This window comes from Gordonia paraffinivorans (genome assembly GCF_900683595.1).
GTDB lineage: Bacteria > Actinomycetota > Actinomycetes > Mycobacteriales > Mycobacteriaceae > Gordonia > Gordonia paraffinivorans.
Genome location: NZ_CAACYD010000007.1, coordinates 506,443 through 531,115 on the forward strand (window position 1 = coordinate 506,443; position 24,673 = coordinate 531,115).

A 24,673-nucleotide genomic window follows, 5' to 3' on the forward strand; every position below is an offset into this window, starting at 1 on the left:
GAGGAGTGCCGGTGAACACGAAGTCGTTGGCGAAGGCGGGCGGGATCGCGGCAGCGGTCGGTGTCGGGGCGGTCGCTGTGGGCATCGGGACCGTCCTCGGCGGGATCGTCCGCGAGGCGTTGCGGACCGACATCGCCGTCGACGACGGGCCCGACGAGCTGCTGTCGAAGCCGGCGGTCGAGCCGCGTCGCCGGGTGGTCCGCACGCCGGACGGAACCGGGCTGAACGTCGAGGTCTACGGCGCCGACGATGACGACCCCACCGGCGACATCTTCATCATGGTCCACGGCTGGACCTGCAACACCGCGTACTGGTATCCGCAGATCAACCACCTGATCACGGCCGAGGCCGGAGACCGCCGGGTCGTCGTCTACGACCAGCGCGGACACGGCCGCAGCGAGCGGGGACGCGCCCGGCCGACGGTCGCGATGCTGGGACAGGATCTCGACGCGGTGCTCGAGGCCACGGTCCCGGCGGGCCGTCGCGCGATCCTGGTGGGCCACAGCATGGGCGGCATGACCCTTATGTCGTGGGCCGCGCAGTACCCGGAGAAGGTCGGCACCCGGGTGTCGGCGGTCGTGCTCGTGTCGACCGCGGCGAAGGCCGTCATGGAGAACCACGGGCTGGTGCCGGTCGATCTGCCCGCCTACGCCCGGCCGTTCGCACCGTTCGCGACCAAGGCGATCACCGCGGTTCCGATGCCGATCCCCCGGACCTCCGCCGGGGTGCGCTTCGCGCAGTACATGGCCCTCGGCCCGAACGCCCGTCGATCACACGTCGACTTCGTCGACGAGATGGTCAGCAGCTGTCCGCCGCGCGCCCGCGCGGGATGGGGCGCGGCGATGGGCAAGCTCGACGTGACCGCCGGGCTCCGGGCGCTGACCGTCCCCACCGTGGTGGTCGTCGGCACCGAGGACCGGCTCACTCCGGTCAAGCATGCCGAGCAGATGGCGGAAGTGTTGCGCCGCAACGGATCTCTGCGTGAGATGGTCGTCTACGAGGGCGTCGGTCACATGTCGAGCATCGAGGCCGCCGAGCGCTTCAACGAGATGCTCGACGAACTCGTCGAGCAGGTCTCGGACAACGAGAAGGCCGTGCGGCCGGCCGGCTGACCGTGACTCCTCGCGGCCGACCCCGCGCTCCGGCGCGAGTGGTCGGCCGCACGAGACGGTCTCGCCGCCCTACAGCGAGCAGTTCACGAAGACCGGCTCGGGCTTCAACGTCACGCCGAAGGCGTCGAACACGCCGTCGCGCACCTGTCGGGCCAGCGTGAGCAACTGCTCGGTCGTCGCCGATCCCCGATTGGTCAGTGCGAGTGTGTGTTTCGTCGACAGGCGCACCGGTGAGTCGGGTCCCGGGTGACCGCGGGAGAAGCCCGCGCGTTCGATGAGCCAGCCCGCCGACAGCTTGATCGCGTGTGCCCCTGCCGGTTCGCCCGGTTGCGGTCCCGCCGGGTAGGTCGGGATGCTGACGTCCTCGCCGACCCGCGCCGCGATGCGATCGAGGATCGCCGGCGCGTCGTCGCCGTGGACGATGGGGTTGGTGAAGAACGAGCCGGCGCTCCACGTGTCGAAGTCGTCGGGGTCCAGGACCATGCCCTTGTTGCGCCGAAGACCGAGCACCGCCTCACGCGCGGTCACCGCGTCGACCCGCTCTCCGGGCTCCACGCCCACGGTGGACGCCAGCTCGCGGTATCGGATCGGTTGGCTCCGGCGGTCGTCGTTGAGCCAGAAGGACACGGCCACGACGACGAAATCGTCGCGGTTCTTGAGGTTGCTGGTCCGATAGCCGAGCCCGAGCTCGGCGGGAGCGACCCAGCGCAACGTCCCCGATCGACGGTCGAGAACCTGGACCGAGCGAAGGATGTCGGCGACCTCGACGCCGTAGGCGCCGACATTCTGCACCGGCGTCGCACCGGCGGCCCCGGGGATGCCGGAGAGGCACTCGAGTCCGCCGTAGCCCGCGTCGACCGTCGCGGCGACCAGGGTGTCCCAGTTGACCCCGGCGTCGGCGACGACATGGGCGCGACCGGACTCCCGGTCCGTGCCGAACTCGATGCGGTCACTGGCCAGGACGACGGCGGTCCCGTCGAACCCGGCGTCGCCGATCACCAGGTTGGAGCCGCCGCCGATCACGAGCACCGGCTCGGACCGGGCGTCGAGCTCGGAGATGGCGTCCACGATGGCGCGGGTGTCGGCGCAACGGACGATCTCGCGGGCCGGTCCGCCCAGCCGCAGGGTGGTCAGCTCGGCGAGGGGAGCGCTTCGGGGCGCCTGCGTGTCGGTCACGCTCTAAACGTTAACCGGCGCGCGGTAGCGTTCTTCTCATGGCGAGCAAGCTTTCCCACTCGGTGTCCTACCCGTTCTCGACCCAGCGGCTGTGGGAGATCTACACCACGGAGCAGTACTGGCACGACTTGGTCGAGCGGATGAACTCCGGGCACGGTCACGTCGAGAAGGTGAGCATCGAGGGTGACACGGTCTCGGTCGAGATGAACCAGGGCATCCCGGCCGATCATCTCCCCTCCGCCGTCACCAAGGTGATGCCCGGCGATCTCCGGATTCCGCGAAAGAACACGTATCGCCTGGTCGAGGGCAGGATCGAGGGTGACATCCACGCGACCGTCGAGGGCGCGCCGGTGCCGGTGAACGTCACGGGACGCATCGTGACCAGCGGTGACCCCGCCTCCAGCGACTGCTCCGCGGAGGTGTCGGTGAACCTCCCGCTGTTCGGCAAGAAGATCGAGAAAGCGGTGATCGACGAGCTCTCCGGCCTGCTCGACCATGAGCGGGGTCACACCGTCGATTGGGAGACGGAAAATCCGCTGACGTAGCCTGGTTCGCATGGCACGACGTCTCAGCTACTCCGCTCGCTATCCTCAGCCCGCGGAGAAGCTCTACGAAGCGCAGAGCATCCGGCAGTACTGGGAAGACATGATGGCGGGATTCCAGATGATCTCGCCGCACTGCGAGGTCGCCTCCTTCAGCTCCGACGAGACCGGCATCCGGGTGGTCCTCAAGCAGACGATCGGGCGCGACCAGCTGCCCCCGCTCGCGCAGACGGTGATGAAGAAGGACATGGTCATCACCCGTGAGGAGACGCTCGGCCCGTTCGACCCCGACAACACCAAGGGGACCTACAGCGCGTCGATCCCCGCGGGGCCGGGCAGCCTCAACGGGTGGCAGGAGCTGTTCGCGACCGAGGAGGGCGCCACGATCCGCCGGACCAGTGAGGCCAAGGTCTTCGTGCCGTTCGTCAACGGCAAGCTCGAGCAGATGATCCTCATCAACCTGGTCGACCTGTTCCGGGCCGAGGCCGAATATGCCAAGGACTGGATCAACAAGAACCTGTGAACGCCGCCCTCGCCGGGCGAGGTCCCGGGCGAGGGCCGGTCGGCCGCGTGACCCGCGGAACCACCAACATCAACAGGCTGCGCCGCGTGGATCGGTGGATGACGCACGAACCCGCCGTGAAAACCGCGCTCGACGCCGCACGCCCACTCGTCGTAGACCTCGGCTACGGCGCCCGCCCCGACACCACCGTCGAGATGGCCGGACGCCTCCGCCGCGTCGCACCCGACCTCGAGATGGTCGGGCTCGAGATCGACCCCGCCCGGGTCGTCGAACCGCGCGACGGCGTGCGCTTCGCCCTCGGCGGATTCGAACTGGCGGGCCTGCGCCCCCGCGTCGTCCGCGCCTTCAACGTGCTCCGCCAGTACGACGAGGCCGAGGTCGCCGGCTGCTGGGCGCAGCTGCGGGCCGGCATCGATCCCGACGGCGTGATCGTCGAGGGCACCTGCGACGAGATCGGCCGTCGTTGTACGTGGGTGCTGCTCGACGCGAACGGGCCGGTCAGCCTGACCCTCAGCTGGGCGCCGGCCCATTCCGAGCGGCCGTCGGACGTGGCTCCGCGCCTGCCCAAGGCGCTCATCCACCGCAACGTGGCGGGGGAGCGGATCCACGACCTGCTGCAACTGGCAGACCAGTGCTGGGACACCGCCGCCCCGCTCGCACCCTACGGACCCCGCGTGCGGTGGCGCCATGCGCTCGAGCTGCTGCGTGATCGCGGAGTCGCGTGCGTGGTCCCGCGGCGCCGGTTGAGCGACAACGTGCTGACCGTTCCGTGGGACGTGGTGGCCCCCTGACCTCGACACAGGTGAGTCGTACCGGCTCGGCCACTACTGTTGCCCTCATGCGTGTGGCAATGGCCCAGATCAGCTCGTCCGGCGATCCGGACGCGAACCTCGAGACCGTGCGGGCGGCGACCGCCGATGCCGCATCCCGCGGCGCCCGGCTCGTCGTGTTCCCCGAGGCCGCCATGTGCCGGTTCGGCGTCCCGCTCGAACCCGTGGCCGAGGACCTCGACGGCCCCTGGGCACGCGGGGTCTCCGAGGCGGCCGAGTCGGCCGGCGTGACCGTCGTCGCTGGGATGTTCACCCCGTCCGACGACGGGAGGGTCTTCAACACCGTGCTGGTGGCCGGCCCGGATGGAACCCGCCTGCGTTACGACAAGCTGCACCTCTACGACGCGTTCGGATTCACCGAGTCCAAGACGGTCGCGCCCGGCTCGAGCCCGCTGGTGTTCGACGTCGACGGGGTGGGCGTCGGCGTCGCGACCTGCTACGACATCCGCTTCCCACGGCTGTTCACCCATCTCGCGCGGCGCGGCGCCCAGCTGATCGTGGTTCCCACCTCATGGGGCGCGGGTCCCGGGAAGCTGCACCAGTGGCAGATCCTGGCGACGGCCCGGGCCCTGGATTCCACGACCTTCGTCGCGGCGGTCGGCCAGGCCCGGCCCACCGACGAGGCCGTCGCCTCCTCGGGCGCTCCCACCGGCATAGGACACAGCCAAATCACAGACCCCTTCGGTACCGTGGTCGCCGCATACGACGAGGCGGTCCGCGTCGACGTCCACGAACTCGATCTGGGAGTGGTGGACAAGGCCCGGACGCTGCTGGCGGTACTCGCCAACGAGCGGGAACTGCCCGCAGGCGGCGGGGAGCACGACCCCGCAGCCGCAGGCGAACCGCTCCATCAGGCCGATGACCGAGGACGGAACCAATGAGCGACGACAAGATCCCCGAGGAGGGCGCGGCGCCCGACGAGCCGCAGAGCAGCCCCGAATCGCCGCGGACTCCCGCCGAGGGGGACGAGTGGCGCCCGGTGGCAGGCGGTGACGCCGAGCCGTTCCCGACCGAGAAGTTCCCGACCGGCCCGATTCCCCCGACGCCGCAGGCGTATTCGAAGGTTCCGCCATCGGAGGCCGACACCACCGACTTCTCCGGTGCCCCGGGGCCGACGCCGACGACGGAATTCGGCCCCGGCGACGAGCCCTTCGCCGACACGTCGAGCGGCCCGGTCGACCCCGCACCGACCGGCACGGGCCCGGCGCTGACCTCGCCCCGCAAACGTCGCAGCACCGGCAAGATCGTTGCCTTCAGCCTGGTCGCGGTGCTCCTCGTCGGCGTCATCGCCGCGGTCGGCAGCGAGCTCTACCTCCGCAACAAGGTGACGAACTGCCTCGAGCAGTCGTTCAGCGGCCTCACCGGCGTCCCTACGTCGGTGTCGTTGAGCCGAAAGCCGATCATCCTGCAGGGCACCGGCGGAGTGCCGTTCGTCCAGGTCGACACCAAGGACGACAACTCGCCCGATGCCATGCGGCTCCACATGCGCGCCGACGGAATCAAGGGGGAGGGCACCACCACCGACATCCGCAGCCTGGAAGGGCATGGCTTCATCCCCTTCGAGCGGATTGTCGAACTCAGCAAGGAGAATGCCCAGGCCGCCGGCCAGGGGACCGGGAACGGCGCGCCGCAGGCGGCGACGGTCGAGGAGATCACCGGCGATGCCACGAACGGCACGTTCGAGGTGCAGGCCGCATTCCCGGTGATGTTCTTCGCGGTCCCGGTGTCGGCGACGATCAAGCCGGTCACCACCCCTGAGGGCCGGGTCGACTTCGAGGTCGTGAAGGCCAGCGCGCTGGTGTTCGGCATCCCGCCGGACTTCGCCCAGCAGATCGTCGATCAGATCACCGAATCGTCACTCAGCTCGTTCTTCGACGAGGTCAAGGTCGATCGGCTGAAGGTGACCGACACCGGACTCGACTTCGCGATCAGCGGGTCGGATGTGCAGCTGACGAGTGAGATGACCGGGGAGAACCAGCAGAGCAGCTGCGTCTGATCGAGCGGGGCGCGACGCCCGCGCGCGAGACCCGCTCCGCGTCTTGCCGGCTCGTCTCGACGCGGTTTCCGATTCCGGGGCCCGGGGCGACGTGATAAACAGATCTGTCGATTCGGCTGCGCGGTTCTCACCGTGCGGCCGATCGTCGTCAGGTCCGTTTCGCCGCATGGTTCGGAGTGATCTCGCGCAATGACCACTAGCCGCTCGACGAGCGAGGTGCCTGAGCGTCGTTCGTTGAGCAGAGGCGAGGTGCGGGCACTGCTCGCGCTGATCGGTGGCGCGCTGCGCACGCGTCGAGGAGCCGTGCTGGGCTTCGCCGTGTGCCAGGTCGCCGCGGTGCTGACCTCGTTGGCGCAACCGGCGCTGAACGCCGCGATCATCGACGACGGCATGTTGCGCGGCGACACCGAGACCATCAAGCTCGTCGGCCTGGCGATGCTTGCGGTGGCGGTGGTCAATCTCGGGGTGGCCGTCGGCGCAACCTATCTCGCCTCCCACATCTCCTCGGCTGCCGCGCGGGATCTGAGAAAGCGGCTCGACGAGAGGGTCGCCGCCTTCACCGACCCGCAGGTGGCGCGGGTGGGCCTGTCGAGCCTGCTCACCCGCTCCACCAACGACGTGGGGCAGATCCAGGGCTTCCTGTTCATCTCGCTCACCATGGTGGTGACGGCTCCCCTGATGCTGGTGGGCGCACTCGCGCTGTCCCTCGCACAGGGCTGGCGGATGGCGCCGGTCATAGTGGTCTCCGGGGGCCTGCTGGCAGTCGTCGTGGCGGTGTTCATCCGGCGGTTGATGCCGTGGGCGGCGGGACTTCAGGGCCGCCTCGACCGGGTCAACCGTCTGCTTCGTGAACAACTGCGGGGTATCCCGGTCATCCGGACCTTCCGGCAGGAAGATCGGGAACGCGCCCGGTTCGCGGTCGAGAACGACGAGCTGACCCGGACCGCGCTGCATCTGGGGCGCATCCATGTCCTGATGCTCCCGGTGATCACGATCGTGTCCAACCTGACCTCGGTGACGGTGTCGGCCCTGGGTGCGTTGTTCGCCGACGCCGGCCACATGCAGATCGGGGAGATCACCGCGACCATCGGCTACCTCGCGCAGATCCTGCTGGCCGTCTCGATGCTGACCGCGATCGCCGCCGTCCTCCCGCGCGCGGTGACCTGTGCCGGACGCATCACCGACGTTCTCGACACCGAGACGCTCGCGCCGGGAGACCCGGGTACCGAGAACGACTCGCGACCGCCCGCGATCGTTTTCGATGGTGTGACCGTCGCCTTTCCCGGTGCCGAGGCCCCGGCAGTCGACGCGGTCTCGTTGATCTGCGAACCGGGGACGGTGACGGGTCTCATCGGTGGTACGGGCAGCGGGAAGTCGACTCTGCTCTCGACGGTGTTGCGATTCGCCGATCCGTCATCGGGCATCGTGTCGTGGGACGGTCGCGACATCCGTCTCCTGGCGCCGGCCTGGGTCCGAGAACGTTCGGCATTCGTCGGACAGGGCACGGCGCTGATCACCGGCACCGTCGCGGACAACTTGCGTATCGGCCGTCCCGGCGCGAGTGAGGACGAGTTGTGGGCGGCGCTCGAGGTCGCGGCCGCCGCGGACTTCGTGCGGGAACGGTCCGGCGGACTCGGGGCGGCCGTCGCGCAGGAGGGCCGCAACTTCTCCGGCGGGCAGCGCCAGCGTCTGGCGCTGGCACGCGCCGTCCTGCGCAAGCCGTCGCTGTACGTCCTCGACGACCCGTTCAGTGCACTCGACGTCGACACCGAGGCGCTGATCATCCGGCGGCTCCGAGACCTTCAGCCGAAGGCGACCATACTGATAGCGGCTCAACGGGTGTCGTCGGTGCGCCACGCCGACGTGATCGGTGTCCTCGAGGACGGCCGCCTCGTGGCGACAGGGGACGACCGGACCCTGCGTGCCGACAACGCCATCTACCGCGAGATCGCGTACGCCCAGGCGGTGATCGATGTCTGACGCCGGGCACTCGACGGCGACCTCGGCCCCCGGTGTCGACACCGCGGCCGGATCGCTGCGGTGGTTGATGGCCCAGCTCCGGATCGGGCGTGCTCGGGCGGCCACGATCTCGCTGTGCGCGATCGGCGCCACCGGAGGAGGCGTGCTCGCGACGATGCTGTTCGGTGCCGTCACCAACGTCATCGTCGACGGGACCGTCGGCGACGGCGCCGTGATGGACTGGAAGCGGTTGTGGACGCTGCTCGGCATCCAGTTGGCCGTCTATCTGCTGGCCGCCTCGCTCACCTACACGCAGGGGCAACTCCTGACCCGGGCCGTGCAGCGGTCGGTGGCGATGTTGCGGACGCGCATCGAGGACAAGATCCACCGACTGCCCCTGCGCTACTTCGAGCAGACCAGTCGAGGCGCGCTGGTCAGCAGGCTGACCGCCCACACCGACAATGCGTCGACGGTGATCGCGCCGGTGCTGGTCACCGTCCCGACGAATGCGTTGACGCTGGTCGTGGTGACGGCGGTCCTGTTCGTCCTGTCGCCGGTGCTCGCCCTGGTCGCGCTCGTGGCGGGGCCGGTGTCGGCGGCACTCGCGTCCTACATCTCACGTCGGTCCCGCCCGCACCAGGAGACCCGATGGACCACCACGGCAGCGCTGGCCGGACACATCGAGGAGACCCTGAGTGCCAGACGAATGCTGCAGGGGTACAACGCGGAGGCGGTCGCGGCACGCAGGTTCGACGCGCTCAACGAGCGCCTGTTCCGATCAGAGCGCTCCGCCCAGTGGACCGCAGGGACCCTCGCCCCCGTGCTCGCCGCGATCAACGCCGTGGTGTTCCTCATCCTGGCGGTGCTCGGTGGACTCATGGTGGTCGACGGAACCCTGAGCCTCGGCGCCGCACAGGTCGCGATCATCTTCGCCGAGCAGCTCACGAACGCGGTCCGGCAACTGGCCGGGTTCGTGACCAAGATCCAGTCGGGAACGGTGTCGGCGTCGAAGGTCCGGGAGGTGTTGGAGGCGCCCGACGACGACGCGGTCCAGAGTCGTCCGGAAGGCGGGGGATTCGAGTACATGGGCCGGCATCGGAATCCACCGGAGATTGTCTTCCGCGATGTGTCCTTCGCCTACTCGGCTGACGCGCCGGTACTGAAAGGCGTGAACCTGCGACTGCGGCCCGGGACCACCACCGCCATCGTGGGCTCCACCGGGGCGGGCAAGACGACGCTGACCAACCTGCTGCAGGCGTTCTATCGACCCACCACCGGGTCCATCACGATCGACGGCGAGGACGTCGCCGACCTCGGAGCGTATCGGGCACGGACCGGAATGGCGGTCGTCACCCAGGAGCCCTGGCTGTTCACGGGGACGGTCCGGGAGAACATCGCATACGGGGTCGCCGGAGACGAGACCGCGGTGGCGCGGGCCGTGCACGACGGACACCTCGATCAGATCGTGGCCGCCCTGCCGGACGGCCTCGACACCGTGATCGGCCAGGAATCGGAGAACCTGAGTGCCGGCGAGAAGCAGCTCGTCACCGTCGCGCGCGCGATCGCGGCGTCGCCGCGCATCCTGATTCTCGACGAGGCCACCAGTTCCGCCGATCCGCGAACGGAATTGCTCGTCCAGCGGGCATTGAATCGGTTGCGCACCGGGACGACGACCCTGGTCGTCACCCATCGCATGGCCACCGCCGCGCTCGCTGACCAGATCGTCGTCCTCGAGGCCGGCGAGATCGTCGAGGTGGGATCACATGACGAACTGCTCGCTGCCGGAGGGGTTTACGCGCGCCGGTGCGGCGTAGTGTGATCGATCGGAGTCGAATTGTCTGGCGCGCAACACTTTGCGTGAAGAACCCGATATTTCCGGACTCTTGACTGGGACAGGTGTTCATTTTCTGGTGAGTGGTCACAGGGGGCTTCCGGCGGCGCGCGCAACCAGGCTTGGCGCCCGAAGGTTGTTCAAGATGGTGAATTGCGAGTTGCCACAACGCCGATAGTGAAGAAAGAAAGCTGGACGAATGTCCAGACAAATTTGTTTTCTGACGTCGCGAGGCGTCCTGAGCTGCGCATTTGAATTGGAATGCGCTGTCGGTGATCAATATTCGTGACGTGGCGGGTTGATGAACGCGGGACATCGTCGAGATGGATATGTAATCTCTGCTCCGAGCCGCCGAGGTGAGAACAAGGCGGCTGTATCCCCCCGAAATTCTCACCGATCCTATGAAGGAGACCCCATGAGCAGCATCGAAATCGATCTCACCGAAGTCGTGACCGACGTGATCCTCGGGCTCGCTGCCGGCTCGCTCGACGCGGCCACCTCGCAGTCCTGAGGACTGCGTAGATCCCCTACAAACCGCCCCACATCCGTCGGATGCGGGGCGGTTTGTTGTTCGAACGGGGCCCTCTGCCCGACCATCCGGTCGAGATCAGCCCACGGTGGAAGGGCCGGGCGGGTCCCAGCGATGCACCCACACCGTCGGTCCGTCGGTGAGGGTGAATTCTGCGTGGATCGGTGCGTACCGCTCGGAGTAGAACTTCGACATGTGGAGGTGGGTGGTGCTACCGGTGACCGGTACCCCCATGCGCCGCCCCGCCTCCCGCGCCGCGTCGAGGAAGCGGGCGCTGATCCCCCGGCGTCGATACTCGGGAAGCACGAGTTCGAGGGTGACGTCGATCGCGCCGGGCACTTCCGCGTCGGCGCCCACCTCGCGGAGCTCATGGAATCGTTTGGGGAAGCCGTCGACGCTCGTGGCGTACCGCCGGTTGAGCATCATCAACTCGTCCGACACCGGCTCGGCGGCCGATGGCTTTTCGGGATCGGTGACCAGCGCGAGCGCGATGAGCGCGTCGGACTCGAACACGCCATAGAGATACCGGAGATTCTCCTCGAAAATGACCCGGCCGTACCAGCGGTAGACCTCGGGCGGGGAATCGGCTCCCAACAGCCAGCTATAGATCGGCACCTCCCGTAGGCCACGCTCGAGGACATCGAGTGCGACCTCTCTGTCGTCTTCGGTGAGGTGGCGGCAGCCCGGTACGCCGTCGAGGATCGTCTGCATGGTCAACAAATATCACGCAGGAAAATCCGAAACGGACGGAAAGGAATCCCGATCGGCAATCGGCTCGTCACGCTGTCGCCGTGGCGGTGGGATGTAGACTCCAGACCGCCTGATGGCCTTCGAGATCACCCACTTCGCGACCTCGGATGGTTGGGCCGCCAGTCCTTACGGTTCAGAATCAGTTCGGAGTGTTTCATCCTTGATATCGGCCACTCGTTCGTCGATCCGCGGCAGCACACGGGCTCTGTGGCGACTGGTGCGTTTCGCGCTCGCCGATTCCGCCGGATTGGTGGCGGTGTTGGTGCTCCTCCAAGTGGCCAGTGTGCTCACTGCACTGCTGCAACCCGCGCTCAATGCTGCAATCATCGATGACGGAATTCTCAGTGGTGACGTGAGGACGATCAAGTCCTTGGGATGGGTCATGCTCGCCGTGGCCTCGGCGAATCTCTTTCTCTCGATCGGTGCCACGTACACCGCGTCGCACATCTCCGCGAAAGCCGCGCGGGACCTACGGCGTCGGGTGGTCCGGAGAATCGGGCGAATGCGCGACCTCCAGGTGGCCGACGTGGGCCTGTCCAGCCTCCTCACCCGCGCGACTGGCGACGTCGGACAGATCCAGTCCTTCGTGTTCATCGTTCTGACCGTCGTGGCGATCGCTCCCCTCACGCTCCTCGGGGCGCTGGCCCTGTCCCTGTCCCAGGCGTGGCAGTTGGCGCCGGTGATCCTCGTGGCGGGGCTGCTGCTGGCAGTGCTGGTCGGTTCGATCGTGCGAAAGCTCATTCCGTGGGCGACAAGCCTTCAGAAGAAGCTCGACTCCGTCAACCGTGTCTTGCGAGAACAACTCCGCGGCATCGTGGTCATCAGGACGTTTCGTCGTGAGGACCACGAGATGTCTCGATTCGCGGTCCACAACGACGAACTGACCCGGACGGCCTTGCATGTGGGGCGAATCCAGGTGCTGATGCTGCCCGTCGTCACCATCGTCGCCAACCTCGCCACGGTCGCCGTATCGGCGTTGGGTGCGCTGCTCGTCGACCGTGGGCAGATGCAGATCGGACAGATCGCGGCGTCGGTGGGTTATCTGTCCCAACTGCTACTCGCGATCTCGCTTCTCACGGTGGTCGCCGGTGTCCTACCGCGAGCTGTGACGAGTGCGAGCCGGATCACCGAGGTGCTGGACACCGACGTGATCGAACCCGGTGATCCGCGACCCCAGGAGCAGCGGCCGGCACCGGCCCTGCACTTCGACGCCGTGTCGGTCGGCTTTCCTGGTGCCGAAGGCCTTGCCCTGGAGAGTGTCTCGTTGATGTGTGCACCGGGGAAGGTGACCGGCGTGCTGGGCGGCACCGGGAGCGGCAAGTCGACCCTGTTGTCACTGCCGTTGCGATTTGTCGATCCGGTGGACGGTGTCGTGCGCTGGGACGATCTCGATGTGACAGCACTGGATCCGGCATGGTTGCGTGCCCGGTCGGCCTTTGTGGGACAAGGTGCTTCTCTGGTAACCGGAACGATCGCCGAAAATCTCAGGATCGGGCGGCCCGACGCCACCGACGAGGAACTGTGGGCTGCACTCGAGGTGGCCGAGGCCAGAGTGTTCGTGGAGGAAAGGGCCGACGGGCTTGCGGCGCGGGTGGCGCAGGAAGGTCGCAATTTCTCCGGCGGACAGCGCCAGCGTCTGGCGCTCGCCCGGGCGGTACTGCGACGGCCGGTGTTGTACGTGCTCGACGACCCGTTCAGCGCGCTCGACGTCGAGACCGAGCAGAAGGTCATCACCAACCTTCGTCGGGCTGCTCCGGAGGCGACCATCGTGATCGCCGCGCAGCGGGTTTCATCGGTGCGTCATGCAGATGTGATCGCAGTGCTGGAAGCCGGCCGGCTGGTGGCTTTGGGCACCGATCAGACGCTCCGCGCAGAGAACGAGATCTACCGCGAGATCGCCTATGCCCAGGCGGTGACCGGTGGCTGACGGTACGAGCCCGCAGGGACCGCTTCGTTGGATGTTGGGGCAGCTTCGGTTCAGTCGCCGCCGGGCGCTCGCCGTCTCTGCCCTGGCGATCGCAGCCGCGGTGGGGAGCGTGGTCGGGCCGCTTCTCTTCGGTGCCATCACCAACGTGATCGTCGAAGGCACGACCGGGACGTCAGGTCTGGACTGGAGTCGGCTCGGTCAACTCCTCGTCATCCAGGCGGCGATCTATGTCGCCGTCGCCGGCTTCACAGGGCTACAAGGCCAGCTCTTGACCGTCGGGGTGCAACGGTCGATCGCGCACCTGCGTGAACGCATCGAGGACAAGGTTCACCGCCTCCCGTTGCGCTACTTCGAGACGACGCAGCGGGGCGCTCTCGTCAGCAAACTGACCGCGCACACCGACAACGCGGCGACGGTCATCGCGCCCGTCTTGATCACGGTTCCCACCAACCTGCTCACGCTGGTCGTGGTGACCGCGGTTCTCTTCCTCATCTCTCCTCTCCTCGCGATGGTCGCGCTCGCCGCGGCACCGGTGTCGGCCTTCGTGTCCACGATGGTCGCACGTCGTGCACGTCCGCTTCTCGAGGACCGGTGGACCACCACAGCTGCACTGGCCGGGCATGTCGAGGAGGAGCTCAGTACGCGGCGCATGCTGCAGGCGAACGGTGCCGAGCAGGTGGCACTTCAACGCTTCGACGTGCTCAACGACCGGCTTTTCGACTCGACGCGTTCGTCGCAGTGGGTCGCGGGGACCCTCGGGCCGTTGCTCACCGCGATCAACGCGGTCGTTTTCGTCATTCTCGCGGTCTTCGGCGGGATGATGGTCGTCGACGGGCGTCTGAGTCTGGGCGCGGCGCAGGTGGCGGTGCTGTTCTCGCAGCAGTTGATCTCCGCTGTCCGCTCGCTCGCCGGATTCGTGCAGAAGATCCAGTCGGGGATGGTCTCGGCGGGAAAGGTTCGAGAGGTCCTCGAGGAGGCCGACGAAGAGGACTCGGGCAGGGAGTTCGCGGCGAGCGGTGTCGAATCCGGTGGGCGCCACCGAAGGCCGCCGGAGATCGTGTTCACCGATGTGTCCTTCGCCTATCAGGACGCCGAAGTGTTGCATTCGGTCAGTTTCACGATTCCGTCCGGTACGACGACCGCGGTCGTCGGTTCGACAGGGGCGGGGAAGACGACGCTGACAAACTTGCTTCAGGCCTTCTATCGGCCGACGTCCGGCTCGATCGCGATCGACGGCGAGGACATCGCCGCACTGGGTGCCCGTGAGGTTCGCACCGGAATGGCTGTGGTCACCCAGGATCCGTGGCTCTTCACCGGGGCCGTACGAGACAACATCGCGTACGGAAACGCCGATGAGGAGGCGATCCGGAGAGCACTGAGAGACGGCCACCTGGAACAGATCGTGGCCGCGCTACCTCAGGGCATCGATACCGTGGTCGGTCAGGAATCGGAGAACTTGAGCACCGGGGAGAAGCAGCTCGTGGCGGTGGCGCGGGCGATCGCCGCGTCTCCGCGGATTCTCATCCTCGACGAGGCCACCAGCGCCGCCGATCCCCGGACGGAACTGCTGATCCAACGAGCGTTGAATCGGCTGCGCAGGTCGACGACGACTCTGGTGATCACCCACCGAATGGCGACTGCGGCCCTCGCCGATCAGATCGTGGTGCTCGAGGACGGCAGAGTCGTCGAGTGCGGTACCCATACCGAACTGTTGGCCGCCGGCGGTACCTATGCGCGTAGGTGTGGCGTGGTGTGAGGAGTCGGTTTCGAGGTGAGTGTCGCCAACGGACACGGGTGGAACGCACCTCGCAAATCGGGCCGGAATGTAACAATAGGCAATGATATATGGACGATTGTCCAACTTTCCTGCGATGCAATGTCGCGATTTAGGTATCGAATGCCCGGATCGTGAGGTTTGATCTGCAAACTCATGACAAGAACCGGGTTTGATGGCGGGTAAGCCATAAGTGGGGTAACGTACCGGCGGAATCGTTCGAACCGTTTGGGTCGGACGTTCATTGTTTGAAATTTCACCCACCCCGCGGAGGACCAGCATGGCAAAGACGGATATCGGAGATTCGATCGAGGACTCGCTCGCCGACAAGCTCTTCGAGCTTCTTCTCGGCACGGCGACGGGTTCCGCCGACGGCGACGGCTCCAACGGCGCGGACTGACGTTTGTCCGTTTGATCCCCTCCGAACCGCCTCACGACCAGGTCGTGAGGCGGTTCTGTTTCTTGGCTGGGGCTTTCGCGCCACGGGCGAACGGGCCGGTGAGCATCGGTCGCGGACATCTTCGAGCTGAGATCACCGATTGGTGGCTGCTTTCGATAACCTGGTCTGCTCAGATATGGCGAACCGTAATCAGTCCGATGTGCCGGCGAGTGGCGGGTCCCATCGATGCATCCACAGAGTGGGACCTCCGGTGAGTTTGTACTCCGAGTACATCGATCCGCCCCGCTCGGAGTAGAACGCCGACATATGTGGATGTGTCGTGCTGCCGGTGACCGGTACCCCTCTGCGGCGAGCGTATTCGAGTACGGGTTCGATGAGTCGGACGGAGAGGCCGCGGCGCCGGTGGTCGGGGTGGACGGCGTTGATGGGGATGTCGATGGCGCCGGGTACGGCGGCATCAACGCAGACTTGACCGAACTCGCGAAACCTGTCGACGAAGCCGTGGAGTGACGTCATGTAGTGACGGTTGAGTGCCTTCAGTTCCTCCGAGACCGTCACCGGGGGTGCGTCCGGCTCGGTCACCGCCACCAGCGCGATGAGCTCGTCCGAATCGAACACGCCATGGAGTCCATGGATGTTCATCTCGAACATTGCCTGTGCCAGCCACCGATAGGCTTCGGGCGAAGCTCCCTCGCCCAGGAACCAGCGATACACCGGAACCTCCTGCAAACAGGTTTCGAGGAGGTCGAGGGTGGAATCTTTGTCGTCCACGGTCAGGTGGCGCGATCCCGCAACGCTCTCGAGGATCGTCTGCATCATCAACAGATATCACGCTCGCCCCGGTCGTCGGCACGGATGCGTGCCCGAATGCAGTGAAGACTCACATGCTCAGGTATTGCCCGGCCGACGGTTCTCTGCGGCCCGGACAAGCGACTGCCCAGCTCGTGGTGGTAATCGGAAAAGTCGTGCCGAGCTCAAAGGTTGAGGTGTCCGAGGGCGGGTGAAGTAGCATACTCTCGGTATCGACCCGCCAGATCGACCCGGCGGGCGGATTCCATTCGCATCATCCCCTCTGCATTGGAGAAGAATATGGGCGGCTTTCCTTTCACACCCCCCGAGGGCGGCAACGGCTCGAACGACGGCTTTCTTGACACCTTCCTCGATACGATCACGACCGGCTCGTTCGAGGGTGGCCCCTACGCGGGCACGGGCTCGAGCGGCGACGAGTGAAGTCTGTTCTGAGCATCCCCTCCGAACCGCCTCGCGACTTGGTCGTGAGGCGGTTCTGCGTCTCGGAGTGGTTGGTCTGTGTCTGATTTCGTCGGTCTGTGTCTGCATGTGAGTGTGAGCGCGGTAACGTGCACGCGGTAACGATTCGTCCGACGAGTCGGTGGTGCGTGAAGCTGCAAGGAGATTGTGTTATGAACCGTTGGCGTAGGTGCGGGCTCGCCGTCGCGTTGGGTGTCGGGCTCGTCGCGTCGGTTATGGGCTCGACGGGTGTGGCGTCGGCGAAGCCGCATATTGTGGATGCGGGGTCGTCGACCGCGCGGGTGACCAACATCGTGGTGCACTCGGATGCGATGAACAAGGACATCCCGCTGACGGTCATCAAACCGGCCGATGAGTCGAAACCGCGCGGTGTGCTGTATCTGCTCAACGGTGCCGGTGGCGGTGAGGACGGCGCCAACTGGCTCGACAAGACCGACATCGTGCGCTTCACGAAGAACAAGAACCTGTATGTGGTGATCCCGAATCAGGGGCAGTTCAGCTACTACACCGATTGGGAGAAGCCCGATCCTGTGCTCGGCGTCCACAAGTGGTCGACGTTCCTGGGCAAGGAGTTGCCGCCGGTCATCGATGCGAAGTACAACACCTCGGGCAAGAATGCGGTCGGCGGAATCTCGTCGTCGGGAACCTCCGTGCTGAATCTGGCCATCGAGCATCCGGGTCTGTACAAGGCGGTCGGTGCCTACAGCGGCTGCCCGACCGTCGCCGATCCGTTCGGCCAGAACAACATCCGGTTGGTGGTCGAGGTCCGCGGCAAGGGTGATGCCCGGAACATGTGGGGGCCGTACAACGGTCCGGGCTGGCGTAAGCATGATCCGGTGATCAATGCGCACAAGCTGCGCGGGACCAAGTTGTACATCTCGAATGCGACGGGCCTGCCCGGACAGTACGACAACCCGGCCTACGTGAAGAAGCAGGACAAGTTGGTCGATCAGATCGCAGTGGGTGGGATCATCGAGGGCAGCACGATGGTGTGCACCCTGCAGCTCGTGAACCGGTTGCGGGAGTTGAACATCCCGGCCACTGTCGACCTGCCGCCGACGGGTACGCATTCCTGGGGTTACTGGCAGGACCAGTTGCATCGTTCGTGGTCGTTCTACGAGAAGGCCCTGAGCTGACTCATCCGGTCGGTCGCCGGTGAGATCCGGCGAGCACGTCGAAACGGGCGGGGCCCGGTCACCATTCTCGGTGACCGGGCCCCGCCGGTGTTTGCTAGTTGAAGATCACCGTTCGACGTCCATGCACCAGAATCCGGTCCTCCAGGTGCCAGCGGAGTCCCCGGGCCAGGACCAGGGTCTCGATGTCGCGTCCCTGGCGCACCATGTCGGCAACGGAATCGCTGTGGTCGACGCGGATGACGTCCTGTTCGATGATCGGGCCGGCGTCGAGGTCTGCGGTGACGTAGTGGCAGGTGGCGCCGATCAGCTTCACACCGCGCGCGAATGCCTGGTGATACGGGCGGGCGCCGACGAAGCTCGGCAGGAAGCTGTGGTGGATGTTGATCGCGCGGCCGGCCCACGCCTCGCACAGCTTCGGCGGCAGGATCTGCATGAACCGGGCCAGGACGACCGCGTCGGGATCGAAGCCGTCGACGACCCGGGCGAGCTCGGCAAAGGCCTCGGACCTGCGGTCCCGCGCAAACGGCACGTGATGGAACGGGATGCCGAAGCGGGTCGCGAGATCTTCGAGTTCGGCGTGGTTGCCGATGACGGCGCTGATGGTGGCCGGCAACTCACCGCGATGCGCACGCCCCAACAGGTCGATGAGGCAGTGGGTCTCCTTGCTGACCAACAACACGATCGACTTGGTGTCGCGCGAATCGGTCAGCTTCCACTCCGTCTCCGGGCCGAGCCAATCGGCGACCTCGGTGGCGAAGCGCTCCCGTAGTTCGTCCGCCGTGTAGGGGACGGAGTCGGTGCGGATGGCCTGGCGGGTGAAGAACCAGCCGGTGTCCGCATCGGAGTGGTAGGCCGCCTCGGTGATCCAGCCGCCGACCTCGGTGAGGAAGCTCGAGATGCGGGCCACGATGCCCAGTCGGTCGGGGCATCCGAGCGTCAGGACGTAACGGTGCTCGGGCTGGTCGGTGATGGGGGTCGTCTGCGTGCCGGTCACGACAGTCAGTGTGCCAAGCTCGTCATCGTGACGAACACCGACCTACGGCGTGCAGACGTCGCCGCCCTCATCGACCACACGCTCCTCAAGCCCGAGGCCACCCGCGCCGATGCGGAGGCCACCGTCGCCGAGGCCGCCCGGCTGGGTGTGTACGCGGTGTGCCTGTCGCCGTCGATGCTGCCGATCGACACCGGCGACCAGCGCACCTGCGTGGTCGTCGGATTCCCGTCGGGCAAGCACCATTCCCTGGTCAAGGCAGCCGAGGCGCGACTCGCCGTGGACTCCGGCGCTCAGGAGATCGACATGGTCATCGACGTCGGCGCCGCGGTCGACGGGCGCTACGACGAGGTGTTCTCCGACATCCTCACGGTGCGCGAGGCGATCGGCGATTCGGCCCTGCTCAAGGTCATCATCGAGTCCGCGGTGCTGCTCGAGCGCGGCGGGCCGGACATGGTCGCCGAGGTGTGTCGCCGAGCCGAGCAGGCGGGCGCGGGCATGGTGAAGACCTCCACCGGCTTCCACCCCGCCGGCGGCGCGAGCGTCGACGCCGTGCGCGTCATGCGCGGGGCCGTCAGCCCGCACATCGGCGTCAAGGCGAGCGGCGGCATCCGAACTGCGGAGGCCGCCGCCGAACTCATCGAGGCCGGCGCCACACGACTGGGTCTCTCGTCGACCGCCGCCGTGCTGGAGGGCTTTCCGGAGTAGGGGAGAGCACCCGGCGGCGGGCTGCAGGGCGACGCTCCTGCCGATGGGTGTGCCGCGGGCTACTCGACACCTCCGTCGGCCCTGATCGGCCGCACGATCCAGACCCGGCGTCCCGCGACGAGTCGCAGGTCGGTTCGACGATGCAGCGACGAGGCCTGCGCCGGGTCGATGAGCGTATCGAGCAGCTCGACATCGGCGCGCGAGAGCATCCCTGCGGGCTCGTCGAGCCGGTGACGGAACTGCGAGAACCAGTGCACGGCGTATCGAGACACCTGTGCGGCGGGGTCAGCACGCTCGACGCGGATCGTGCAGTCGCGCGCGATCTCCAGGCCGGCGTCGCCGATCGTCGTGGTCCAATCGGCGAGCGCCTCCCATCCGGCACGCGCCGCGGCGGCGTGGCACCGATCCTCCAGCGCCCGCAATCCGGCGTCGTCGTCCGGAGCGAATCGCGGCAGACCGGCCATCTCGACGATCACGAGCACGCCCTCGGAACCCAGTGCCGTGGCCGCGGAGCGGAGCAGTGCACCGGCATCGGCGATGTGGTGTAGTGACATCGCCGCCCAGATGACGTCGGGTCGCCGCATCTGCGGGAGCCCTCGGTCGAGATCGGCGACAACCGTGGTCACCCGGTCGGTGAGGCCGGCCGCCCGCGCTCGTCGGTCGATGGTCTCCGTCATCGCCGGTGAGCTGTCGACGGCGAGCAGCGTCGCGTCCGGGAAGCGGCGTGCCAGGGCCTCGGTCCCGCTACCGGTGCCCGCCCCCAGGTCGACGATCCGGGCAGGCGGGCCCCCGAGCGCCTCGACGATGAGCGTCGCGGCGTCGTCGAGATGGTCGCCGACCAGTTCGGCGTCGAGGTCGAGCGCAGCCGCGAGGTCGGAGTGCGTCGGGTGTTCGTGCTGGTGGTGCTCGTGCGGTGGGTGCTCGGGATGATCGTCGTGCCGGTGGGAGGTGGCCATGGATCGACGGTATCTCCGGGAGCGGCGGGGATGACCGGCGCGGGGCCTCCGTCGAGCCCCGCGCGGAGGAACTCGCCGCGGTCCTTCACCCGGCAAACGACGAGCGATTCATCGGTAGGCTTGACCGGGTGATGACTCCCAGGACACCGGTGAACCGGCGTGCCGTGCTCGCCGCCGCCGGGGTCGGCGTGCTCGGGGTCGCCGTCGCGGCGTGTACCGGCTCCCGTTCCGGCTCGGACGCCGGCAAGCCGGACGAGCCGAACGTCCGGCTCGTCTTCACCCCGCCGCTCGACGGTGAGCCGCCGAACCCGGTTGCGGAGGTGTCGGTACAGGCAGAGAACGGCACTCTCAATCCGGACGTGAAACTCACCAACCCCCGCGGGCGGGTGGTCAACGGCCGCATGTCCGAGGACCGCACGATCTTCACGGTCGCCGAACCCCTCGGCTACGGCACCGAATACACCTGGAGCGGAACCGCTGTCGGTACCGACGGCAAGGTGGTTCCGGTGGAGGGGCGCTTCACCACCCTCGAGCCGGCGAGCCAGCTGAACGTCGTGGTCAACATCGGCGACGGCCAGGAGGTCGGCATCGCCGCCCCGATCATCCTCAAGTTCAACGGGACCGTCGAGGACAAGGAGGCGGTCGAGCGGGCGCTGAGCGTCACCACCACGCCGCCCACCGAGGGGTCGTGGGCCTGGCTCGGCGAGGACAACGGCTCCCGGGTCCACTGGCGCCCGCGCGAATACTGGGCGCCCGGCACCAAGGTGCGCATGGACGCCAAGCTGTACGGACTCGACCACGGCGGCGGGGCGTTCGGTGCCGCAGACGTCACCAGCGATTTCACGATCGGACGCGCCCAGGTGGTGAAGGCCGACGCGCCGTCGCACCGCATCGTCGTGATCCGTGACGGTGCGGAGCTCATGGCGTTGCCGTGCAGCTACGGAGAGGGAGACCTCGACCGTAACGTCACCCGCTCGGGCATACACGTCGTCACCGAGAAGTACGACGAGTTCTTCATGAGCAACCCGGCGGCGGGCTACTTCAACATCCGGGAACGCTGGGCGGTGCGCATCTCCAACAACGGCGAGTTCATCCACGCCAACCCGGAGACCGTCAACGTCCAGGGCGCGGCCAACGTCACCAACGGGTGCATCAACCTGTCCGAGGCCGACGCCGAGCGCTACTTCCGGACCGCGATCTACGGCGACCCGGTCGAGGTGACCGGCACGCGGATCCCGCTGTCGGAGGCCGACGGCGACATCTTCGACTGGATCTTCGACTGGGAGACCTGGCAGAGCATGTCGGCCGTCAAGGGGGAGGCCGTCGACTCGTCGGTGCCGGCGACGCCCAGCGATGCACCCACCTCCGACGCGCCGGCACCGCGCTAGGGCTAGCCGGTCTTGATGTTGCGCCGTGCCGACGCCTGGTCGCGGGGCTTGAGCACGATCTGGTCCAGATTCACGTGCGGCGGACGCGACGCGACGAATCCGATCACCTCGGCGACATCCTCGGCGGTCAGCGGGGTCAGACCCTCGTAGACGGCGTCGGCGCGCTTCTCGTCGCCGTCGAAACGCACCAGCGAGAACTCGGTCTCCACCATGCCGGGGCAGATCTCGGTGAGCCGCACCGGCTTCCCGAGCAGCTCGTAGCGGAGCGTGCGGTGCGTGATCGCCTGGGCGTGCTTGGCAGAGGTGTAGCCGGCGCCGTTGTCGTAGGCCTCGAGCGCGGCGACCGAGGTGATGGCCACGATGAGACCGTCGCCGGAGGCGATGAGCGCCGGGATGAGTGCCTTGGTCATCCGCAGGCTGCCGAGGACGTTGGTCTCCCACATCCACCGCCAGTCGTCGAGATCCGCGTTCGCGACCGGGTCGAGTCCCTTGGCGCCGCCGGCGTTGTTCACCAGGACGCTCACCGTGTCGAGTCCGTCGACGAATGCGGCGACCGAGTCGTCGTCGGTGACGTCGAGCTGCCTGCCGGTGCCGCCGATCTCCTCGGCGATCTCCTGCACGCGGTCGAGGCGTCGTGCGCCGAGGACGACGTGATACCCCTGCTCGGCCAGCTTCCGGGCGGTGGCCGCGCCGATACCGGAACTCGCGCCGGTGACGACGGCGATCGGACGCTGGTCAGGACTCTGTGCGGTGGCGTCGTTGCTGGTGTCTGGGCTCATGCGCCCACCTTACGACGCACCGCCCGACCACCCGACGACCCGTGTCCGGCAACGTCGCGCTGCTACATTCTTCGCATGCGAGGGGGTGTGATCCCGGCGGCGCTGCAACTGACGTCGACGCCGGCAGCCGCGGTGCTGCATGCGATCCGGGTCGGCGGGCCGGTGACCCGGGACCAGCTCGCCGAGACGACAGGGCTGTCGGCGGCGACGATCAACCGGCAGGTCCACGCCCTGGCCGCGCACGGCCTGATCGTCGAGCGGCCCGACCTCGCCGCGCCGAAAACGATTGGCAGGCCCAAGCACCCGCTGACCATCGACCGGGATTCCCTGTGCGTGGCCGGAATGCACATCGGGGCCCGCCGTACCGTGCTCGTCATCGCCGACCTCGGCGGGCGGACCCTCTACAGCCACACGGTGCTCACCCCGACCGGAGACCAGCAGCAGGCGGTCGATGATCTGTCCGCGCAGCTCGCCGAGCTCGCCGGGCGTTTCAGCGGCCGCCGGCTGCTGTGGGGCGGGGTCGCGGTGGGCGGAGCGGTCGACGCCGACACCGGCGTGGTCGATCACAAGGTCCTCCGCTGGCGCCAGCTCCCGGTCGGTGCGACGCTCGCCGAGCACCTCGCCACACCGGTGTCGGTGTGCGAGCACGTCGAGGCGATGGCCGCCGCGGAACTGCTGCTCACCGGGGCCCGGGACACCAGCGGGACCGGCCTGTTCTTCTACGCACGTGAGACCGCCGGTATGGCAATGACTCTCGAGGGGCGGGTGCACGTGCCCGAGCGCGGTGCCGGCACCATCGCCCACCTGCCGGTGTCGGCGCCGGTCCTCGCACCCGGGCACGCACGCGTCCGGCTGCAGAACGTCATCGGCGACGACGCGGCGCTCGCCGCCGCCGAGCGTCTCGGCATCGATCCGGACTCCGCCCAGATCGTCGACGAGCGCGCGCGGGTGCTCGGCGAGGCCGTCGCGCTCATCCGTGACGTCATCAACCCGGACACCATCGTTGTGGCCGGCGACGCCTTCGCCGCCCACCCACACGGTCTCGCGCCGGTGCAGGCGGCCTTCGACGAGTCGACCACGCTCGACCGGCCGCTGGAGATCGCGCCGTCGAGATTCGGTGTGCACGTGCAGGAAAGCGCTGCGGTGGTGGTGGCGCTGAGCGTCATCTTCGCCGATCCGATCGCGGCCGTCGCGACGCTCTGACCGTCGAGGTGGTGATCCGGCGGCGGCCGGTGGCCTCGGCGGCGATGTGCTCTGCCGTCGTTCTTCCCCTACGGTGGGGGAATGACGATGCCCCGCGATGTGTCCGCTCGACTCGAGGTGAGCATCGACGACCCCACCGAGCTGGAGATGCAGATCACCGTGGCCAAGCTGCCCGGGCTGCAGGTGGAGGAAGAGCTGAAGATCGAACTCGACGGCCGCACCGTGGCCCCCGAGGAGATCCTCGCCGAACACGGGTCACGCATCCACCGCATGCAGCTCGACCGCGGCCTTCTGACGGTCGAGTACACCGCCGAGGTGCTCACCCCGGCCGATCCCGCCCCGGTCGGCCCGACCGATCGGTCGACATACCTGCGGCCGAGCCGATATGCCGAGTGCGACAAGTTCTTCGGGTTCGCCGCCGGCCAGTTCGACACGTCGCTGCCCGAAGGCGAACTGCTCAACCAGGTCGCGGCGTTCGTCGAGGACCGGCTCAACTACATCCCGGGGGCGAGCGACCCGATCGACGGGGCGGCCGACACCCTGCTGGCCGGTGCCGGCGTGTGCCGCGACTACGCGCACCTGGTGGTCGCGCTCCTGCGCGCACTGAACATCCCCGCGCGGCTCGTCGCGGTCTATGCGCCCGGCTGTTCGCCCATGGACTTCCACGCGGTGGCCGAGGCGATCATCGACGACGAATGGGTGGTCGTCGACGCGACACGTCTCGCGCCGCGACAGTCGTTCGTCCGGATCGCAACCGGTCGCGACGCGGCCGACACCGCATTCCTCGACAACCACCGCGGATCGATCGCCCTGAGGTCCTACGAGGTGACCGCCACCGTCCGGGGCGAGCTGCCCTACGACGACCGCGCGGCGCGTATCGCCATCCGCTGAGAG

General features: G+C 67.5%; 21 protein-coding genes. 15 read left to right on the plus strand and 6 right to left on the minus strand.

Annotation, left to right across the window (positions count from 1 at the left end; all coding sequences use genetic code 11):
• Window positions 1–11 precede the first annotated feature (11 nt).
• On the plus strand, window positions 12–1,112 hold the full coding sequence (locus E1P53_RS15285) for an alpha/beta fold hydrolase (RefSeq protein ID WP_131734806.1): 1,101 nt from the start codon (window positions 12–14) through the stop codon (window positions 1,110–1,112).
• A gap of 69 nt (window positions 1,113–1,181) precedes the next feature.
• Here the strand turns inward: E1P53_RS15285 and E1P53_RS15290 are convergent, their stop codons facing one another.
• Entirely contained in the window at window positions 1,182–2,288 is a 1,107-nt protein-coding gene (locus tag E1P53_RS15290) for a UDP-N-acetylmuramate dehydrogenase (protein WP_131734807.1), read from the minus strand.
• 38 nt (window positions 2,289–2,326) lie between these two features.
• On the opposite strand from E1P53_RS15290, the gene E1P53_RS15295 reads away from it, so the two are divergent.
• The 7 genes from E1P53_RS15295 to E1P53_RS15325 all read left to right on the plus strand — a co-directional run bounded on the left by E1P53_RS15295 (window position 2,327) and on the right by E1P53_RS15325 (window position 9,957).
• On the plus strand, window positions 2,327–2,833 hold the full coding sequence (locus E1P53_RS15295; RefSeq protein ID WP_109238265.1) for a DUF2505 domain-containing protein: 507 nt from the start codon (window positions 2,327–2,329) through the stop codon (window positions 2,831–2,833).
• 10 nt (window positions 2,834–2,843) lie between these two features.
• On the plus strand, window positions 2,844–3,353 hold the full coding sequence (locus tag E1P53_RS15300) for a DUF2505 domain-containing protein (protein ID WP_006899889.1): 510 nt from the start codon (window positions 2,844–2,846) through the stop codon (window positions 3,351–3,353).
• A gap of 98 nt (window positions 3,354–3,451) precedes the next feature.
• Window positions 3,452–4,144, plus strand: coding sequence for a class I SAM-dependent methyltransferase (locus E1P53_RS15305; protein ID WP_244941203.1), 693 nt, complete (start codon window positions 3,452–3,454; stop codon window positions 4,142–4,144).
• Between the two features lie 47 nt (window positions 4,145–4,191).
• Window positions 4,192–5,064, plus strand: coding sequence for a carbon-nitrogen hydrolase family protein (locus E1P53_RS15310; protein ID WP_006899887.1), 873 nt, complete (start codon window positions 4,192–4,194; stop codon window positions 5,062–5,064).
• Window positions 5,061–6,179, plus strand: a complete 1,119-nt coding sequence (locus E1P53_RS15315; protein ID WP_131734808.1) for a hypothetical protein — start codon at window positions 5,061–5,063, stop codon at window positions 6,177–6,179. Before E1P53_RS15310 ends, E1P53_RS15315 begins: the two co-directional genes overlap by 4 nt.
• Before the next feature lie 189 nt (window positions 6,180–6,368).
• Window positions 6,369–8,159 carry an ABC transporter ATP-binding protein gene (locus E1P53_RS15320; RefSeq protein ID WP_244941204.1) on the plus strand — a complete coding sequence of 597 codons (1,791 nt, stop codon included), beginning with the start codon at window positions 6,369–6,371 and terminating at the stop codon, window positions 8,157–8,159.
• The gene (locus tag E1P53_RS15325; protein ID WP_131734810.1) at window positions 8,152–9,957 is read left to right on the plus strand and encodes an ABC transporter ATP-binding protein; all 1,806 of its coding nucleotides are present in this window, start codon (window positions 8,152–8,154) and stop codon (window positions 9,955–9,957) included. Before E1P53_RS15320 ends, E1P53_RS15325 begins: the two co-directional genes overlap by 8 nt.
• 619 nt (window positions 9,958–10,576) lie before the next feature.
• Here the strand turns inward: E1P53_RS15325 and E1P53_RS15330 are convergent.
• On the minus strand, window positions 10,577–11,209 hold the full coding sequence (locus E1P53_RS15330) for a GNAT family N-acetyltransferase (protein ID WP_006899883.1): 633 nt from the start codon (window positions 11,207–11,209) through the stop codon (window positions 10,577–10,579).
• 112 nt (window positions 11,210–11,321) lie between these two features.
• Here E1P53_RS15330 and E1P53_RS15335 point away from each other — a divergent pair, with 112 nt between their 5' ends.
• Together E1P53_RS15335 and E1P53_RS15340 are read left to right on the plus strand one after the other, a co-directional pair.
• Window positions 11,322–13,175 (plus strand): ABC transporter ATP-binding protein, encoded by a 1,854-nt coding sequence (locus E1P53_RS15335; protein WP_244941205.1) that lies wholly within the window; start codon window positions 11,322–11,324, stop codon window positions 13,173–13,175.
• A 31-nt stretch (window positions 13,176–13,206) separates the two neighbouring features.
• Window positions 13,207–14,931: an ABC transporter ATP-binding protein gene (locus tag E1P53_RS15340; RefSeq protein WP_244941206.1), complete on the plus strand. Its 1,725-nt coding sequence runs from the start codon at window positions 13,207–13,209 to the stop codon at window positions 14,929–14,931.
• 607 nt (window positions 14,932–15,538) lie between these two features.
• Here the strand turns inward: E1P53_RS15340 and E1P53_RS15345 are convergent.
• Complete coding sequence (locus E1P53_RS15345; protein WP_244941207.1) at window positions 15,539–16,168, minus strand: GNAT family N-acetyltransferase; 630 nt, start codon at window positions 16,166–16,168, stop codon at window positions 15,539–15,541.
• A 602-nt stretch (window positions 16,169–16,770) separates the two neighbouring features.
• Here E1P53_RS15345 and E1P53_RS15350 point away from each other — a divergent pair.
• On the plus strand, window positions 16,771–17,754 hold the full coding sequence (locus E1P53_RS15350) for an alpha/beta hydrolase (protein WP_131734812.1): 984 nt from the start codon (window positions 16,771–16,773) through the stop codon (window positions 17,752–17,754).
• 94 nt (window positions 17,755–17,848) lie between these two features.
• On the opposite strand, the gene purU is transcribed toward E1P53_RS15350, so the two are convergent.
• Window positions 17,849–18,748: a formyltetrahydrofolate deformylase gene (gene purU / locus E1P53_RS15355; RefSeq protein ID WP_131734813.1), complete on the minus strand. Its 900-nt coding sequence runs from the start codon at window positions 18,746–18,748 to the stop codon at window positions 17,849–17,851.
• A 27-nt stretch (window positions 18,749–18,775) separates the two neighbouring features.
• Here purU and deoC point away from each other — a divergent pair, with 27 nt between their 5' ends.
• Window positions 18,776–19,453 (plus strand): deoxyribose-phosphate aldolase, encoded by a 678-nt coding sequence (gene deoC / locus E1P53_RS15360; protein WP_131734814.1) that lies wholly within the window; start codon window positions 18,776–18,778, stop codon window positions 19,451–19,453.
• 59 nt (window positions 19,454–19,512) lie between these two features.
• Here the strand turns inward: deoC and E1P53_RS15365 are convergent, their stop codons facing one another.
• Window positions 19,513–20,409: a class I SAM-dependent methyltransferase gene (locus tag E1P53_RS15365; protein WP_131734815.1), complete on the minus strand. Its 897-nt coding sequence runs from the start codon at window positions 20,407–20,409 to the stop codon at window positions 19,513–19,515.
• A 131-nt stretch (window positions 20,410–20,540) separates the two neighbouring features.
• Between E1P53_RS15365 and E1P53_RS15370 the strand changes: the two genes are divergently transcribed.
• Complete coding sequence (locus E1P53_RS15370; protein WP_181371728.1) at window positions 20,541–21,797, plus strand: L,D-transpeptidase; 1,257 nt, start codon at window positions 20,541–20,543, stop codon at window positions 21,795–21,797.
• Window positions 21,798–21,799: 2 nt separating this feature from the next.
• Here E1P53_RS15370 and E1P53_RS15375 read toward each other — a convergent pair whose 3' ends face one another.
• Window positions 21,800–22,576, minus strand: a complete 777-nt coding sequence (locus E1P53_RS15375; RefSeq protein ID WP_006902318.1) for an SDR family NAD(P)-dependent oxidoreductase — start codon at window positions 22,574–22,576, stop codon at window positions 21,800–21,802.
• Between the two features lie 75 nt (window positions 22,577–22,651).
• On the opposite strand from E1P53_RS15375, the gene E1P53_RS15380 reads away from it, so the two are divergent.
• Window positions 22,652–23,779: an ROK family transcriptional regulator gene (locus tag E1P53_RS15380; RefSeq protein WP_131734816.1), complete on the plus strand. Its 1,128-nt coding sequence runs from the start codon at window positions 22,652–22,654 to the stop codon at window positions 23,777–23,779.
• A gap of 81 nt (window positions 23,780–23,860) precedes the next feature.
• Window positions 23,861–24,670 carry a transglutaminase-like domain-containing protein gene (locus E1P53_RS15385; protein WP_131734817.1) on the plus strand — a complete coding sequence of 270 codons (810 nt, stop codon included), beginning with the start codon at window positions 23,861–23,863 and terminating at the stop codon, window positions 24,668–24,670.
• Window positions 24,671–24,673 lie beyond the last annotated feature (3 nt).

Coding starts and splice junctions, on each gene's coding strand:
- E1P53_RS15295 (WP_109238265.1), top strand. CDS start 2,327: ATGGCGAGCAAGCTTTCCCACTCGGTGTCCTACCCGTTCTCGACCCAG.
- E1P53_RS15315 (WP_131734808.1), top strand. CDS start 5,061: ATGAGCGACGACAAGATCCCCGAGGAGGGCGCGGCGCCCGACGAGCCG.
- E1P53_RS15330 (WP_006899883.1), bottom strand. CDS start 11,209: ATGCAGACGATCCTCGACGGCGTACCGGGCTGCCGCCACCTCACCGAA.
- E1P53_RS15365 (WP_131734815.1), bottom strand. CDS start 20,409: ATGGCCACCTCCCACCGGCACGACGATCATCCCGAGCACCCACCGCAC.
- E1P53_RS15335 (WP_244941205.1), top strand. CDS start 11,322: ATGGCCTTCGAGATCACCCACTTCGCGACCTCGGATGGTTGGGCCGCC.
- E1P53_RS15345 (WP_244941207.1), bottom strand. CDS start 16,168: ATGATGCAGACGATCCTCGAGAGCGTTGCGGGATCGCGCCACCTGACC.
- E1P53_RS15300 (WP_006899889.1), top strand. CDS start 2,844: ATGGCACGACGTCTCAGCTACTCCGCTCGCTATCCTCAGCCCGCGGAG.
- E1P53_RS15310 (WP_006899887.1), top strand. CDS start 4,192: ATGCGTGTGGCAATGGCCCAGATCAGCTCGTCCGGCGATCCGGACGCG.
- E1P53_RS15320 (WP_244941204.1), top strand. CDS start 6,369: ATGACCACTAGCCGCTCGACGAGCGAGGTGCCTGAGCGTCGTTCGTTG.
- E1P53_RS15350 (WP_131734812.1), top strand. CDS start 16,771: ATGAACCGTTGGCGTAGGTGCGGGCTCGCCGTCGCGTTGGGTGTCGGG.
- E1P53_RS15375 (WP_006902318.1), bottom strand. CDS start 22,576: ATGAGCCCAGACACCAGCAACGACGCCACCGCACAGAGTCCTGACCAG.
- E1P53_RS15340 (WP_244941206.1), top strand. CDS start 13,207: ATGTTGGGGCAGCTTCGGTTCAGTCGCCGCCGGGCGCTCGCCGTCTCT.
- E1P53_RS15385 (WP_131734817.1), top strand. CDS start 23,861: ATGACGATGCCCCGCGATGTGTCCGCTCGACTCGAGGTGAGCATCGAC.
- E1P53_RS15325 (WP_131734810.1), top strand. CDS start 8,152: ATGTCTGACGCCGGGCACTCGACGGCGACCTCGGCCCCCGGTGTCGAC.
- E1P53_RS15370 (WP_181371728.1), top strand. CDS start 20,541: ATGACTCCCAGGACACCGGTGAACCGGCGTGCCGTGCTCGCCGCCGCC.
- E1P53_RS15305 (WP_244941203.1), top strand. CDS start 3,452: ATGACGCACGAACCCGCCGTGAAAACCGCGCTCGACGCCGCACGCCCA.
- E1P53_RS15380 (WP_131734816.1), top strand. CDS start 22,652: ATGCGAGGGGGTGTGATCCCGGCGGCGCTGCAACTGACGTCGACGCCG.